The organism is Streptomyces sp. NPDC060184 (genome assembly GCF_042728795.1).
In the GTDB taxonomy this organism is placed as follows: Bacteria; Actinomycetota; Actinomycetes; order Streptomycetales; family Streptomycetaceae; genus Streptomyces.
The window spans coordinates 37934-53226 of sequence record NZ_JBHWYX010000033.1 but is presented as its reverse complement, the minus strand read 5'-3'; the positions used below and the strand labels follow the sequence as shown (position 1 = coordinate 53226).

General features: G+C 74.1%; 13 protein-coding genes and 1 riboswitch. Of the genes, 8 read left to right on the top strand and 5 right to left on the bottom strand.

Features of this window, described 5'->3' with window-relative positions; translation table 11 throughout:
• The first annotated feature begins 63 nt into the window (after window positions 1-63).
• Entirely contained in the window at window positions 64-918 is an 855-nt protein-coding gene (locus ACFWEE_RS21910) for a hypothetical protein (RefSeq protein WP_386891348.1), read from the top strand.
• Between the two features lie 40 nt (window positions 919-958).
• On the opposite strand, the gene ACFWEE_RS21905 is transcribed toward ACFWEE_RS21910, so the two are convergent.
• The 3 genes from ACFWEE_RS21905 to ACFWEE_RS21895 form a co-directional block, all read right to left on the bottom strand.
• Window positions 959-1750: an enoyl-CoA hydratase/isomerase family protein gene (locus ACFWEE_RS21905; RefSeq protein WP_386891347.1), complete on the bottom strand. Its 792-nt coding sequence runs from the start codon at window positions 1748-1750 to the stop codon at window positions 959-961.
• A 144-nt stretch (window positions 1751-1894) separates the two neighbouring features.
• Entirely contained in the window at window positions 1895-2116 is a 222-nt protein-coding gene (locus tag ACFWEE_RS21900; protein ID WP_266702971.1) for a helix-turn-helix domain-containing protein, read from the bottom strand.
• A gap of 384 nt (window positions 2117-2500) precedes the next feature.
• Window positions 2501-4099, bottom strand: coding sequence for an ABC-F family ATP-binding cassette domain-containing protein (locus ACFWEE_RS21895; protein ID WP_386891345.1), 1599 nt, complete (start codon window positions 4097-4099; stop codon window positions 2501-2503).
• A gap of 201 nt (window positions 4100-4300) precedes the next feature.
• On the opposite strand from ACFWEE_RS21895, the gene ACFWEE_RS21890 reads away from it, so the two are divergent.
• Complete coding sequence (locus ACFWEE_RS21890) at window positions 4301-4720, top strand: VOC family protein (RefSeq protein ID WP_386891343.1); 420 nt, start codon at window positions 4301-4303, stop codon at window positions 4718-4720.
• Window positions 4721-4744: 24 nt separating this feature from the next.
• Here ACFWEE_RS21890 and ACFWEE_RS21885 read toward each other — a convergent pair whose 3' ends face one another.
• Window positions 4745-6055, bottom strand: coding sequence for a hypothetical protein (locus tag ACFWEE_RS21885; RefSeq protein WP_386891426.1), 1311 nt, complete (start codon window positions 6053-6055; stop codon window positions 4745-4747).
• A 260-nt stretch (window positions 6056-6315) separates the two neighbouring features.
• Window positions 6316-7443: an alpha/beta hydrolase gene (locus ACFWEE_RS21880; RefSeq protein ID WP_386891341.1), complete on the bottom strand. Its 1128-nt coding sequence runs from the start codon at window positions 7441-7443 to the stop codon at window positions 6316-6318.
• Window positions 7444-7940: 497 nt separating this feature from the next.
• On the opposite strand from ACFWEE_RS21880, the gene ACFWEE_RS21875 reads away from it, so the two are divergent.
• From ACFWEE_RS21875 to cobO, 6 genes are all read left to right on the top strand, one after another.
• Window positions 7941-9230, top strand: coding sequence for an anion permease (locus ACFWEE_RS21875; RefSeq protein WP_386891340.1), 1290 nt, complete (start codon window positions 7941-7943; stop codon window positions 9228-9230).
• A 12-nt stretch (window positions 9231-9242) separates the two neighbouring features.
• Window positions 9243-9473, top strand: coding sequence for a hypothetical protein (locus ACFWEE_RS21870; protein ID WP_386891338.1), 231 nt, complete (start codon window positions 9243-9245; stop codon window positions 9471-9473).
• A 160-nt stretch (window positions 9474-9633) separates the two neighbouring features.
• A riboswitch (cobalamin riboswitch) is annotated at window positions 9634-9751 on the top strand.
• Window positions 9752-9885: 134 nt separating this feature from the next.
• Entirely contained in the window at window positions 9886-10878 is a 993-nt protein-coding gene (locus tag ACFWEE_RS21865; protein ID WP_386891337.1) for a cobalamin biosynthesis protein, read from the top strand.
• Window positions 10875-12518: a cobyric acid synthase gene (locus tag ACFWEE_RS21860; RefSeq protein ID WP_386891335.1), complete on the top strand. Its 1644-nt coding sequence runs from the start codon at window positions 10875-10877 to the stop codon at window positions 12516-12518. The genes ACFWEE_RS21865 and ACFWEE_RS21860 overlap by 4 nt, the downstream gene beginning before the upstream one ends.
• Window positions 12515-14638, top strand: a complete 2124-nt coding sequence (locus tag ACFWEE_RS21855; protein WP_386891333.1) for a putative cobaltochelatase — start codon at window positions 12515-12517, stop codon at window positions 14636-14638. Before ACFWEE_RS21860 ends, ACFWEE_RS21855 begins: the two co-directional genes overlap by 4 nt.
• Window positions 14638-15252 (top strand): cob(I)yrinic acid a,c-diamide adenosyltransferase, encoded by a 615-nt coding sequence (cobO, locus tag ACFWEE_RS21850; protein ID WP_327175046.1) that lies wholly within the window; start codon window positions 14638-14640, stop codon window positions 15250-15252. The genes ACFWEE_RS21855 and cobO overlap by 1 nt, the downstream gene beginning before the upstream one ends.
• Window positions 15253-15293 lie beyond the last annotated feature (41 nt).

The following is a 15293-nucleotide window of genomic DNA, read 5'->3' as shown; positions in this document are numbered from 1 at the left end:
CTCCCTTGCCCACATTAGGTGTGCTTGTCCGTCTTCGCCCTGCGGATGCGGCAGGCTGGGGCGATGACAACGGCGGACGGCGCCCGGCGGGCGGATGGATGGACGGCCTCGGTGCGCGAACGGCTGGGGCTGGGCCGGTTGCTCCCTCTGGGCGGTCCGGCGGACGGCGCGTGGATCGCCGAGCGGGCCGCCGCTTCGGTGCTGCGGGACTCGACGGCCGGGCCCGGCGCGGTGCTCGGGCGGCTGCGCATCGGCGCGGCGACGGCGGGCACCGCCCCCGGCGCGCCGGAGGAAGGCCCGGGGCAGGAGCGCGGAGCGGGGCCGGGAGAGGGGTACGGCGACGGGCTGCGGGAAGAGCACGGAGCGGGGCGCGCCCAGGGGCCGCCCGCGCCGCCGAGCGCGCTGCCGCCGGGTCCGCTGCGGATCGAGGCGGAGTTCACCGCCCCCGCCGACCGGCCGCTGCCCACGTCCGCCGCGCTGCTCAGGGAAGCCCTGATGGAAGCCGCGTCGCGGCGGCTGGGGCTGGACGTGGCGGAGGTGGACCTGCGGGTGACGGGCCTGCTGGACGCGGGGACACCCCTGGCCGGTACGCCCCCGGCAGGGACGTCCGCGGACGGAACGCCTTCGGCCGCGGAGCGGGCGGCCTTCCCCCGGCCGGAGGTCCGCGCGGGGCGGGACGACGGGGCCGCGGGGCTTGCCGCCGCCGCGGTCCCCGGCGTCGTCTCACTGACCCGGGTGCTGGGCGCGCCGGTGACCGCCTCCGCCGATCACGTGCGCGTCGAGGTGGCGACGGCCGGCGGGCACCGCGCGCTCGACGTGGCCCGTGCGGTGCGCACCGCAGTGACGGGCGCACTGGAGGACGGGCAGCCGGTCTCGGTGCTGGTCACCGCCGTGGTGGAGGCCCCGGAGACCGGCTGACGCCGTCGGACGGTGGGGCCGGCCGGACCGGCTGACGCCGTCAGTCCGTGAGGCCGGCCAGATCGCGCAGCCGACGGCCCTGGGCGGCACGCTCGGCGGCGCGCTGTTCCTCGTACGTGCGCGAGACGGCGCCGCGCAGCAGCGCCTTGGTCTCGATCACGGCGTCGCGCGGCGCGGCCAGCAGTGCGGCGGCCAGGTCCTTGGTCGCGGCGTCGAGCTGGTCGGCGGGGACGACGAGGTTGGCGAGGCCCGTGCGCTCGGCCTCCGGGGCCAGCACGAAGCGGCCGGTGGCGCAGATCTCCAGGGCGCGGGCGTATCCCACGAGGTGCACCAGGGGGTGGGTGCCCGTGAGGTCGGGGACGAGCCCGAGGCTCGTCTCCCGCATGGCGAACTGCACGTCCTCGGCGGCGATCCGCAGATCGCAGGCGAGGGCGAGCTGGAAGCCAGCCCCGATGGCGTGGCCCTGGACGGCGGCGATCGACACGATGTCGTTCCGCCGCCACCAGGTGAACGCTTCCTGGTACTCGGCGATGGTCGCGTCGAGCCCGGATTCGGGCCCGCGCGCCATGTCGAGGAAGGACGGCTCACCGTCGAAGCCCTCGGGAGCGAACGCCTGCCGGTCGAGGCCCGCGGAGAAGGACTTGCCCTCGCCGCGGAGCACCACGACCCGCACGGTGCCGGGGACGGCCCGCCCGGCCTCCGTCAACGCCCGCCACAGAGCGGGAGACTGAGCGTTGCGCTTGGCCGGGTTGGTCAGGGTCACCGTGGCGACCGCGTCATCGACGGTGAGTCGTACGCCGTCCTTGTCGAGCAGCGGGTCGAGCGAGGTCATCGTGCGCCTCCGGATCGGGGTGCTGTCAGCACTTCACTTGATAAGTGACTGAACAGTAACCACCTGGCCGACCGTGCGGTCGACCGGGTGGTCCACCCCGGTTCCGGTGGGCCTTCCGCCGCGCCCGGAACCCGCCGCCGGCCGTCAGGCCGATGCGGCCTTCTTGCCGCGTGTGGCTCCGCCGCGTCCCCGCAGGGTCACGCCGGACTCACTCAGCATCCGGTGGACGAATCCGTAGGAGCGGCCGGTTTCCTCGGCCAACGCCCGGATGCTCGCCCCGGAGTCGTACTTCTTCTTCAGGTCTGCCGCGAGCTTGTCGCGCGCGACGCCGGTAACCCGGCTGCCCTTCTTCAGAGTCTCGGCCACCCGTGCCTCCTCAGGGGAAGTGCGCTCTGGTTTCTCATGATCACCCCTACCGTGCGCCCTGGCCACCCATTCGGCAAGGTACGTACAACCCGATTCCGGGCCAGGGAAGAGCGCCGGGGAAGCGGAATGAAGCATTCCGAGGGGCTCAGGAGGCAGGTGGGGAGAGCACGAAAGAGAAAGCGCAGGTCAAGGCCGTACGGGGAGAAAGCGCCCATACGAAGGCGCCCGGCAGGTATCTGCCGGGCGCCGCGCCGAGGGATGAGACCGTCTCGCACAGATGAGGGATCACGCGTAGGCCGAATGATCCATTCGGGGTGGATCATTAGGTCGGAGCGGCCTCGGACACTCCCGAACCGGGCGTCCCGGCGCGCACGGCCGGACCGGTCAGGCCAGGGCCACCAGGTCGCGGTAGTCGGCGCCCCACAGGTCCTCGACCCCGTCGGGGAGCAGGATGATGCGCTCGGGCTGGAGCGCCTCGACCGCGCCCTCGTCGTGCGTGACGAGGACGACCGCGCCCTTGTACGTGCGCAGCGCGCCGAGGATCTCCTCGCGGCTGGCCGGGTCCAGGTTGTTGGTGGGCTCGTCGAGCAGCAGGACGTTGGCGGAGGAGACGACCAGGGTGGCCAGGGCCAGCCGGGTCTTCTCGCCGCCGGACAGGACGCCCGCGGGCTTGTCCACGTCGTCACCGGAGAAGAGGAACGAACCGAGCGTCTTGCGGACCTCCACGAGGTCGAGGTCCGGGGCCGCGGAGCGCATGTTCTCCAGGACCGTCCGCTCCGGGTCGAGGGTCTCGTGCTCCTGGGCGTAGTAGCCGAGCTTGAGGCCGTGGCCCTGGATGATCTCGCCGGTGTCGGGCTTCTCGGCGCCGCCGAGGAGACGCAGCAGGGTGGTCTTGCCGGCGCCGTTGAGGCCGAGGATGACGACCCGGGAGCCCTTGTCGATCGCGAGGTCGACGTCGGTGAAGATCTCCAGCGAGCCGTACGACTTGGAGAGGCCCTCCGCCATCAGCGGAGTCTTGCCGCAGGGCGAGGGCTCGGGGAAGCGCAGCTTGGCGACCTTGTCGGAGACCCGGACCGCTTCCAGCCCGGCGAGCAGCCGGTCGGCGCGCTTGGCCATGTTCTGGGCCGCGACGGTCTTGGTGGCCTTGGCGCGCATCTTGTCGGCCTGCGAGTTGAGGGCGGCGGCCTTCTTCTCGGCGTTCTGGCGCTCGCGCTTGCGGCGCTTCTCGTCGGCCTCGCGCTGCTGCTGGTAGAGCTTCCAGCCCATGTTGTAGACGTCGATCTGGGACCGGTTGGCGTCCAGGTAGAAGACCTTGTTGACGACCGTCTCCACGAGGTCGACGTCGTGGGAGATCACGATGAAGCCGCCGCGGTAGGACTTGAGGTAGTCGCGCAGCCAGGCGATGGAGTCGGCGTCGAGGTGGTTGGTGGGCTCGTCGAGGAGCAGGGTGTCGGCGTCCGAGAAGAGGATGCGGGCCAGCTCGACGCGGCGGCGCTGACCACCGGAGAGGGTGTGCAGCGGCTGGCCCAGCACCCGGTCCGGGAGGCTGAGGGCCGCGGCGATGGTGGAGGCCTCGGCCTCGGCGGCGTACCCGCCCTTGGTGAGGAACTCCGTCTCCAGGCGCTCGTACTTCTTCATCGCCTTCTCGCGGGTGGCGCCCTTGCCGTTCGCCATCCGGTCCTCGTTCTCACGCATCCGGCGCAGGATCTCGTCCAGGCCGCGGGCGGAGAGGATGCGGTCCCGGGCGAGGACGTCGAGGTCGCCGGTGCGCGGGTCCTGCGGGAGGTAGCCGACTTCGCCGGAGGTGGTGATGGTGCCCCCGGCGGGGGTGCCCTCGCCGGCGAGGCACTTGGTGAGGGTGGTCTTGCCGGCGCCGTTGCGGCCGACGAGGCCGATGCGGTCGCCCTTGGCGATGCGGAAGGACGCGTTTTCGATGAGGACGCGGGCGCCGGCGCGCAGCTCGATGCCGGAAGCGGTGATCACGGTAAGACTCCAGGGCGGTATGGACGGCGGAGGGACGAGGGCGGAGGTCTCTCGACGCCGCTAATGCACAAGGAGAATTGCCATGGGCCCATTCTACGGGCGGTGCGCAACTCCTCCGCCGTGCGCGGGCCCGGACCGCCGGGCGGCGCCAGAATGAGACGGGGATCACATCATCTGGCGAGTGGCGGAAGGTGACGTTCCATGACGGAGACGGCGCACGGCACACCCACGGTCTTCCCGGCGGTCCTGTACGACGACGCGAAGGCGGCGATCAGGACGCTGACCGAGGCACTGGGGTTCACAGAGGAAGCGGTGTACGAGGGCGAGGACGGCGCGGTGGTCCACGCGGAACTGTCCTTGGGCAACGGCAGGGTGATGCTCGGGTCCCGGGGGCGCGAGGGCGTCTTCGCGCGGGCCATGGCGGATGGGGGCCCGGTCGGCGTCTACGTGGTCCTCGACTCGGCGGAGGCGGTGGACCGGCACTGCGCACGGGCCGAGGCGCACGGGATGGAGATTCTGATGCCGCCGACGGACCAGGACTACGGGTCGCGGGACTACATGGTGCGGGACGCCGAGGGCAACGTGTGGAGCTTCGGGACGTACGCCCCGGGCGCCGCCTGAGGACGGCGGCCCGGGGCGCCGGGGTCAGGTACGGCTGCCGCCGGTGTGCACCTGGAAGGCGGCGCGGCGCAGCGCCTTGGCGAGCGCGGGGTCCGGGTGGGCCGCGGCGAGCGCGACCAGGACCTGGACGGTGCGCGGGTGGCCGACCGCCCGGACCTCTTCGAGCAGCGCCGGGACGGTGCCCTGGACGGCCGTGTCCAGATGCCGCACGAGCAGCCCGGTCTCGCCGTGGTCGGCGACGGCCGCCGCGGTGTCCACCCAGAGCCAGGTGGCCTCCTCGCGGCTGAGCACCTCCTGGGCGTCGTCCGGGTCGGCGCCCTCGTACTCGGCGAGCCAGAGCAGGGCGTACGGGCGGAGCGAGGGGTGCGCGACGACCGCGCGGACCTCGGGCTCGGCCGGGGCGCCGACGACACGCAGCGCCTCGAACGCCAGCCCGCGCAGCAGCGCGTCCTCGCCCCGGGCGACGCCGAGCAGTTCGGCGACGGCGCTGCCGACGGTGCGGGCGGCGACCCAGGCGCGGTACTCGGCGCGGGCCGGGCCGGGGGTGAGCGAGGCACAGCCGAGCAGCATGTCGGCGGCGGGCTGCTCGATGTTCCCGGCCGGGCTCTGCGCGGCGACGCAGATCTGCTCCAGCTTGACCCAGACCGCCCAGTTGCCGAGCGGGGTGAGGGTGGCGTGGCCCGGTTCGAGGGTGAGGGCGCCGACGGCGGCGAGGCCCTCCAGGGCCCAGTCGAGCAGCAGGGCGTTCAGCTCGTCGGAGGGGGCGGCCGGGGTGGCGGGGCCGCCGACGGCGCCGGGGGCGTACGGCACCTCGCAGCGTTCCTCGTGGAGCTCGGCGACGCGCTGGCCGAGCAGGTCGAGCAGTACGGGGACGGGGACGGGTCCGGCCGAGAGCTGAAGCAGCGACAGGACCTGGGGCACCGCCTCGATCGCCTCGGCGACGGCGGTCGCCTCGATGCCCTCGGGCGAGGCGTGCACGAGCGACCACGCGTCGAAGAGCGCGACCCAGCCGCGGAGCACCGCCGAGTCGTCGCGGTCCCAGGCGCGCAGACGCCAGCCGGGGCGCACGGTGTCGCCGTGCAGTTCGACGAGGCCGGCGAGCCGGGCGCGGTCCCAGCCGGCCAGCACCCGGTCGGGGGTGAGGCCCAGCTCGGCGGCGGCGCGGTCCAGTTCGGCGGCGGCGAGCGAGGCCGTGCCGGGGCCGGTGCCGTCGGCGGCCCAGTGGGCGACCCGCACGTCCGCGGCGAGCACCTCCCTGGCCTGGCGGGCCAGTTCGGTGCGTGGCGGAGTGCCCTCGGGCGGGCGGGGAGCGGGCCTGGTGCGGCGGGTGGTCACGGCCTTGCGTGCCGTGGCGAGGGGTCGCGGGCGGACAAGTCGCAGCCTGGAGTCGCGCGGGTTACGGGACGTCACGGGGAGCAGTCTTGCCTCTGACGGGCCGAAAGCCCAAACGGAGGCTTCCCCGCCTCGTCCGGGCGAGCCCGTCCGGCCGTCATCAACCGGGCGGTTTGCCCCCAACTCTCCCCTCGTGGTTCTCACATCGGGGTTCTCGCGTCAGGGGTTCTCACATCAGGGGTGTGAGAAAGCGGCGGGGGTTCTCACATCAAGGGTGTGAGAAAGCGGCGGAGGGTTTCCTCGTAGGCGGCGGGGCCCAGGTTCCACATCGACGCGTGGGGGGCGTCGGGCACGGTGTGCAGGGCGACGAGGTCGGGGCGGAGCGCTGCGAGTTCCTGCGAGGGTCCCCAGGGGGCCAGGGTGTCGCCGGGGCCGTGGAAGATCAGCGTCGGGACGCGCAGCACGGTCGGGAGCCTGCCCTGGAGGAGCGGGGTGCCCCGCAGGCCGGTCCTCCCCTGGGCGGCGCGGACCGCGAGCGGCATCAGCGCCGCCGGGACGCCGCGGGCGGCGGCGAGGGCGCGCAGGGTGGTCTCCCAGTCCATCACCGGGGAGTCCAGCACCAGGCCGGCGACGCTGTCGCGGAGCGCGGAGTCGACGCAGGCGTGCAGGGCCATGGTGGCGCCGGTGGACCAGCCGAGCAGGACGACCTTCTCGGCGCCGTAGCGGAGGGCGTAGCGGATCGCGGCGTCGAGATCGCGCCATTCCGACGCGCCGAGGTGGTCGAGTCCGTCCGGGGAGCGCGGGGCTCCGGCGTCGCCCCGGTGGGCGAGGGCGAGCACCGGGAGACGGAGGCCGTTGAGGAAGCCCGTCACGTTCAGGGTGTGCTCGCGCGTGGTGCCGATGCCGTGCAGGGCGATGACCCAGGTGGAGCGGGCGGCCGGGACGTACCAGGCGGGCAGCGCGCCGAGCTCGCCGGGGATCTCCACCTCGTGGTGGACCAGGCCGAGGGCGGTGCCGGGGTCGCCCCGGTGCACCTCGGGGGTGGCGCGGACGCGGGTGCCCGGCTCCAGGGAGCCGTGGGTGACGCGTTCGAGGCGGCGGACGACGGTGTCGGCGGAGAGCGCCGGCTCGTCGGTCACCGGGCCCACGACCGCGTGCACGTCCCGTCCGGACAGGCCCCAGAGGCCGGGGCGCAGCGAGGCGAAGGAGCGGGTCAGGGTCACCTGTCCGGGCGCCGTCGCGTGCACGGTCAGGCCGCGGTCGGCGGGAAGGGGGCGACCGGCGGGGACCGTGAGAGCGGTACCACCGGCGTATCTGCCGACGGCGACCGCTGCCGCGCCGGCGCCGAGGATCGTGGAGACGGCCGCTGCCGTCGCTGTTGCCGGGCGCACGGCTTCAGTCTTGGGGCAAGGCGGTGCCGGGGGCCAGCGGGATGGGCCGTCCGGTGGGCACGGCGTGTCGTGGGGCGTGTCGCGACGGAGTGCGGGGCGGCGGTGTGGTGGGGGGCGTGCCACGGCGGGGTGCGGGCGGGGGTGTGGCGGGGGCTGGGCAGCAGGGGGCGGGGCGGTCGGGGGTGTGGGGAGAGCACGCGGACCGCTGACACGGTTTTCCTGTGAATCGGGAGCGGACCGGAGGGCCGGCCCGAACGTGACCGGAACGACATTTCACCGTCCTGTCCGGGCTTGTCCGGCTTCCCGCCACGGGCGGAAAAAGCTGGTCGACGGCAGTCCCCCCACCGGTACCGCAGCTCCGGCCACGCCCTCGCGGGCAGAAGCGGAATCCCCGGCCCGAGGGCAGGGGCACCACAATGCCCCGCCCAGTTCATCTTCCGTTCACCCAGGTTGCTTACGTTCCACGTGCCAATGACGTCGAACGATTGCCTGGGTAAATGGAACACATCACACTGCTGCTCGCGATCGTCGTCGCGACAGCGCTCGTGTTCGATTTCACGAACGGTTTCCACGACACCGCCAACGCGATGGCCACCACCATCTCGACCGGCGCCCTGAAGCCCAAGACAGCAGTGGCGATGTCCGCCACCCTCAATCTGGTCGGCGCGTTCCTGTCGGTGGAGGTCGCGAAGACGATCTCCGGCGGGATCGTCGATGAGGACGGCCTGAGAACCGAGGTCATCTTCGCGGCGCTCGTCGGCGCCATCCTGTGGAATCTGGTGACCTGGCTGGTCGGCCTGCCGTCCAGTTCGTCCCACGCCCTGTTCGGCGGACTCATCGGTGCCGCGGTGATGTCCGCGGGCTGGTCCTCGGTGGACGGCGGCACCGTCGTCACCAAGATCCTGCTGCCCGCCGTCGCCGCCCCGCTGGTGGCCGGTGCCGCCTCGATGCTGGCGACGAGGCTGTCGTACCGCGTCAACCGGAACGTCACCGACGAGGAGCAGCTGAAGTCGACGGCCAAGGGGTACCGGGCCGGGCAGATCGCTTCGGCCGGCCTCGTCTCGCTCGCCCACGGCACCAACGACGCGCAGAAGACGATGGGCATCATCACCCTGGCGCTCGTCACCGGCGGTGTCCTCTCCCCCGGCTCGAACCCGCCGGTCTGGGTGATCTGCTCGGCCGGTCTGGCCATCGCCCTGGGCACGTATTTCGGCGGCTGGCGCATCATCCGCACCATGGGCAGCGGGCTCACCGACCTCCAGCCGCAGCAGGGCTTCGCCGCCCAGACCAGCGCGGCGACCGTCATCCTGGCCTCCTCGCACCTCGGTTTCTCGCTCTCCACCACGCAGTCGTGCTCCGGCGCGGTGATGGGTGCCGGGCTCGGCCGCAAGGGCGGCACGGTGAAGTGGTCCACCGCGACCCGCATGTTCGTGGCCTGGGGCCTCACGCTCCCGGCGGCGGGTCTGGTCGGCGCGGGTGCCGAGTTCGTGACCCGGCAGGGCACCTGGGGCATCGTCCTGGTCGCCGCGCTGCTCGTCGCGGGCTCCGGCGCCATCTGGCTGCTGTCGCGGCGCAAGCCGGTCGGCCACACCGACATCGCCGAGGCGGACGAGCCCGCGGGCGTCGCCACCGCGACGCTCGACGCGATCCCCGCGCAGCTCCCCGGGTCGTCGGCCGCCGGCCTCCCGGTCACCGGCCTCACCGCCACCATCCCGTCGCCCCTCTCCGCCGCGTCCGTACCGGCCGCGGCGACGACCACCGACCCGGCCCGTCCGGCCGCGGTGTAAGGACTCGCCCCCATGAAAATCGACTGGGCAGCTCTCGCCACCGTCTTCGGTGTCAGCCTCGTGGTCACCGTGGCGCTCGTCGGCTTCTTCAGCCTCGGCGTCGTCGGCCTCGCCAGGAAGGCCGGTACCGCGCTGAGCGGCGGCTCCGGTTCGTCCGCCGCGCTGGTGCGCACCGGCGCGTACGCCTGCTTCGCGCTGTGCGCGGCGGCGGTGGCGTACGGCATCTATCTGATCGTCGCCTGACCCGCTCCCCCGCGGCACTCGTCGCGCCCCGTCGGGCCGGACACACCCCGTGTGTCCGGCCCGACGTGCGTCCGGGCACACCACGGCCCCGCAGGTCAACGGCGAGTTGACGGGCCTTCGCGCTGCGTGGTGGACTGCCGGAGCCATTCACGGCGACAGCAGAGGAAGCCGGTGCGAATCCGGCGCGGTCCCGCCACTGTCACCGGGGAGCGGCGCCCCGCCGTGCGTGCGTGTCACGGACGACCGGGGTGGCCGCCGACCCGGGAGCCAGGACACTCTCGTCGCCGTCTCGTCGAACCAGGGCGCGGACCCTGAGTGAGGACATGAAGCCATGCCCGGCCGCCGTGCGCCCCTTCCCCCGTCAGCCGTTCCGTCCGGTCCGGGACCGCTCCGGCACCCGGCGGGCTGAGCCGTGCGTGGAGACCGCGTCTTCGCGTACGGCGCCTCGGCGGGGCTGATCGCCGACCGGTTGCTGGGCGATCCTCGCCGGGGCCATCCGGTCGCCGGGTTCGGCCGGGCCGCCGCCGCCGTGGAACGGCGCCTGTGGCGGGACCACCGGGGCCGGGGCGCGCTGCACACCCTGGTGTGCGCCGGAGGCGCCGCGGGGGCCGCCGCGCTCGCCGCCCGTGCCGTGCGCCGCAGTCCCGTCGCCGCCGTCGCGCTGACGGCGGCCGTCACCTGGTCCGTCGTCGGCGGTACGTCGCTGGGCCGCGAGGCCAGGACCATCGGCGCGGCGCTGGACGCCGGGGACGTCGAGGCGGCCCGGGAGCGGCTGCCGCATCTGTGCGGCCGTGACCCGCAGGCGCTCGACGGTCCGGGGATCGCCCGTGCCGTCGTGGAGTCGGTCGCCGAGAACACCTCGGACGCCGTCGTCGGCGCCCTGGTGTGGGGCGCGCTGGGCGGGGTCCCCGGGCTCGTCGGCTTCCGCGCGGTGAACACCCTGGACGCGATGGTGGGCCACCGCTCGCCGCGCCACCGCCGCTTCGGGTGGGCGTCGGCCCGACTGGACGACGTGGTGGGCTGGCCCGGTGCCCGGCTCACCGCCGCCCTGGCCGTCGTCGCCGGGGGGCGGCCCGGACAGGCCGTCCGGGCCTGGCGCGCGGACGCGCGGCGGCATCCGAGCCCGAACGCGGGCCCGGTGGAGGCCGCGTTCGCGGGGGCGCTCGGCGTACGGCTGGGCGGGACCCTCGCGTACGGCGGGCGGGTCGAGCACCGGCCGGTGCTGAACGGCGCCGAGGGGCGGGCCGTGGACGTGGAGGCGGGCGACATCGAGCGCGCGGTGCGGCTGTCGCGCCGGGTGGGCGTGCTGGCCCTGGTCGTCTGCGTCGCGGGGCGGCTGGTGGCGGAGCGGGCCGCGGGGCGGCCGTCGGCGACCCACATGATCACGGAACGAGGACGGGCATGAGCAGCGGGAACCGGACACCGTCTGGGGGCGGCGGGCTGCTCGTCGCCGGGACCACCTCGGACGCCGGCAAGAGCGTCGTCACGGCGGGGATCTGCCGGTGGCTGGTGCGACAGGGCGTGAAGGTCGCCCCGTTCAAGGCGCAGAACATGTCGCTGAACTCCTTCGTGACCCGGGAGGGTGCCGAGATCGGGCGGGCGCAGGCCATGCAGGCGCAGGCCGCCCGGGTCGAGCCGTCCGCGCTGATGAACCCGGTGCTGCTCAAGCCCGGCGGCGACCGGTCCAGCCAGGTCGTGCTGATGGGCAAGCCGGTGGGCGAGATGAGCGCGCGCGGCTACCACGGGGGCCGCCAGGAGTCGCTGTTCGGGACGGTCGTGGACTGCCTGGAGCAGCTGAGGGGCACGTACGACGCCGTGATCTGCGAGGGGGCGGGCAGTCCGGCCGAGATCAATCTGCGGCGGACCGACATCGTGAACATGGGCGTCGCCCGGGCCGCGCGGTTCCCGGTGCTGGTCGTCGGCGACATCGACCGGGGCGGGGTGTTCGCCTCGTTCTTCGGTACGACGGCGCTGCTGAGCGCCGAGGACCAGGAGCTGGTCGCGGGCTATCTGGTCAACAAGTTCCGCGGTGACGTGTCGCTGCTGGAGCCGGGCCTCGACATGCTGCTGGGGCTGACCGGACGGCGGACGTACGGGGTGCTGCCGTTCACGCACGGTCTCGGCATCGACGAGGAGGACGGACTGCGGGTGTCGCTGCGCGGGACCGTCCGGGAGTCGGTGGTGGCGCCGCCGCACGGCGAGGACGTGCTGCGGGTCGCGGTGTGCGCGGTGCCGCTGATGTCGAACTTCACCGACGTGGACGCGCTGGCCGCCGAACCGGGCGTGATCGTGCGGTTCGTGGACCGGCCGGAGGAGCTGGCCGACGCGGACCTGGTCGTGGTGCCCGGGACCCGGGGCACCGTGAAGGCCCTGGAGTGGCTGCGGGCCCGGGGGCTCGCGGACGCCCTGGTCCGGCGGGCGGCCGAGGGCCGTCCGGTGCTGGGGATCTGCGGTGGTTTCCAGGTGCTCGGCGAGCGGATCGAGGACGAGGTCGAGTCGCGGGCCGGTGTGGTCGAGGGTCTGGGCCTGCTGCCGGTGCGCGTCCGCTTCGCGCGGGAGAAGACCCTGGCCCGGCCGGTCGGTACGGCGCTCGGCGAGCCGGTCGAGGGGTACGAGATCCACCACGGCGTCGCCGACGTGCACGGCGGCGAACCGTTCCTGGACGGATGCCGGGTGGGCCAGGTGTGGGGGACGCACTGGCACGGGTCGCTGGAGAGCGACGCGTTCCGGCGGGCCTTCCTGACGGAGGTCGCCCGGGCTGCCGGGCGACGGTTCACGGCCGCCCCGGACACCAGCTTCGCCGCGCTGCGCGAGGAGCAGCTGGACCTGCTGGGCGACCTGATCGAGGAGCACGCGGACACCGACGCCCTGTGGCGGCTGATCGAACGGGGCGCACCGAAGGGGCTGCCGTTCGTGGGACCGGGCGCGCCTGTGCTGCCGGGCGCGGGCGCCGACGTGGGGTCCGTACCGTCCGCCGACCCGCCCGCCGCACCGCTTGCCGTGACGCGCACGAACGTTTCCGACACCCTCCAGGAGGCCCAGTGAGCACGCCGTATCCGTTCACCGCGATCGTCGGCCAGGACGACCTGAGGCTCGGGCTGCTGCTGAACGCCGTGTCACCGGCGGTCGGCGGGGTGCTCGTGCGCGGCGAGAAGGGCACCGCGAAGTCCACCGCCGTGCGGGCGCTGGCCGCGCTGATGCCCCAGGTCGCGGTGGTGCCCGGCTGCCGGTTCTCCTGCGACCCGGTCTCCCCCGACCCGGCGTGCCCGGACGGCCCGCACGCGGCGGCTCCCGGTGCGTCGCGGCCCGCGCGGACGGTGGAGCTGCCGGTCGGCGCCTCCGAGGACCGGCTGGTCGGGGCGCTCGACATCGAACGGGCCCTCTCCGAGGGCGTGAAGGCCTTCGAGCCGGGTCTGCTCGCGGACGCGCACCGCGGCATCCTCTACGTGGACGAGGTCAACCTCCTCCACGACCACCTGGTGGACCTGCTGCTGGACGCGGCGGCGATGGGTGCCTCGTACGTGGAGCGCGAGGGCGTCTCCGTACGGCACGCGGCGCGGTTCCTGCTGGTCGGCACGATGAACCCGGAAGAGGGCGAGCTGCGGCCCCAGTTGCTGGACCGGTTCGGGCTGACCGTGGAGGTGGCCGCGTCCCGGGACACCGATCTGCGGGTGGAGGTCGTGCGGCGGCGCCTGGCGTACGACGACGACCCGGAGGCCTTCGCCGCGGCGTGGGCCGGCGAGGAGAGCGCGCTGCGCGAGCGGATCACCGCGGCGCGTGCCCTGCTCCCCGGGGTCGTCCTCGGCGACGGGGCGCTGCGGCGGATCGCGGCGACCTGCGCCGCGTTCGAGGTCGACGGGATGCGCGCGGACATCGTGATGGCCCGGACCGCGACCGCGCTGGCCGCCTGGGCCGGGCGCGACGAGGTGACCGCCGACGACGTACGGCAGGCCGCCCTGCTGGCCCTGCCGCACCGGCGGCGGCGCAACCCCTTCGACGCCCCGGGGCTCGACGAGGAGAAGCTCGACGACACGCTCCGGGAGGCCGCCGAGGAGGAGAACCGGCGGGACGAGGGGCGGCGCGGTGACGGTGCCCCCGATCCCGGCCCGGACGCCGATCCCGATCCTGACTCCGATCCCGATCCTGATCCCGACGGACCGGGCGACGGGGACGGGCCCGGCGGCGGGGTGCCGCCGCAGGGGGGCGGCCCCGAGGACGCGCCCGCGCCTTCGGCCTCGTCCTCCCCGCAGAGCCCGGATCTCCCGCGGAGCCCGGATTCCTCGCAGGGACCTGACTCCGCGCAGGCGCCGGGCGCCCCGGCCGGTGGTGAGCAACGGCCGGTCGCGGCGGCGGAGCCGTTCCGTACGAAGACGCTGAGCGTCCCCGGACTCGGCGAGGGTGCGGCGGGCCGCCGGTCCCGGGCGCGTACCGAGCACGGCCGGACGACCGGCGCGCGGCGCCCGGAGGGTGCGCTGACCAAGCTGCACCTGGCGGCGACGGTCCAGGCCGCCGCCCCGCACCAGCGGGCGCGCGGCCGGTCCGGGCGGGGGCTCGTGGTGCGCCGGGACGATCTGCGGCAGGCGACGCGGGAGGGGCGCGAGGGGAACCTCGTGCTCTTCGTGGTGGACGCCTCCGGGTCGATGGCGGCCCGGCAACGGATGGGCGCGGTGAAGGGCGCGGTGCTGTCGCTGCTGCTCGACGCGTACCAACGGCGCGACAAGGTGGGCCTGGTGACGTTCCGGGGCCGGGACGCGGAGCTGGTGCTGCCGCCGACCTCGTCGGTGGACGCGGCGGCGGCCCGGCTGGAGACCCTGCCGACCGGGGGGCGCACCCCGCTGGCGGCGGGTCTGCTGAAGGCGCACGACGTGCTGCGGGTGGAGCGGATGCGCGACCCGTCGCGGCGTCCGCTGCTCGTGGTGGTGACGGACGGGCGGGCGACCGGCGGCCCCGGGCCGGTGGCGCTGGCCGCGCGGGCCGGAAGGCTGCACGCCGCCGAGGGGACCGCGTCCGTCGTGGTGGACTGCGAGTCGGGGATCGTACGCCTCGGGCTCGCCGCACAGCTCGCCCGCGATCTGGGAGGCACCGCCGTCACGCTCGACGAGCTGCGGGCCGACTCGATCGCCGGGCTGGTCAAGGATGTCAGAGCAGCCGGGAGGGCCGCGTAATGCCGCAGGGACAGCCGACTTCGGTACCGGACGACGGGCTCACCACCCGTCAGCGCCGCAACCGTCCGCTCCTGCTGGTCCACACGGGGATCGGCAAGGGGAAGTCGACGGCCGCGTTCGGGCTGGCGCTGCGCGCCTGGAACCAGGGATGGCCGATCGGGGTGTTCCAGTTCGTCAAGTCGGCGAAGTGGAAGGTCGGCGAGGAGAACGCGCTGAAGGTCCTCGGGGCCAGCGGCGAGGGCGGCACGGTCGCCTGGCACAAGATGGGCGAGGGCTGGTCGTGGGTCCAGCGCGGGCCCTCGGGCGAGACGGACAACACGGCGAACGAGGAGAAGGCCCGGGAGGGCTGGGCGCAGGTCAAGCGCGACCTCGCCGCCGAGACGTACAAGCTGTACGTGCTCGACGAGTTCGCGTACCCGCTGCACTGGGGGTGGATCGACACCGAGGACGTGGTGGAGACGCTGCGGAACCGTCCCGGCACCCAGCACGTGGTGATCACCGGCCGCAACGCCCCGCAGGCGCTGCTGGACGCGGCGGACCTGGTGACCGACATGTCGAAGGTGAAGCACCCGATGGACGCGGGTCAGAAGGGCCAGCGAGGCATCGAGTGGTGAGTGCCCTTCACGGTTCTTCCGGCGGTTCTTCCGGCGGTTCT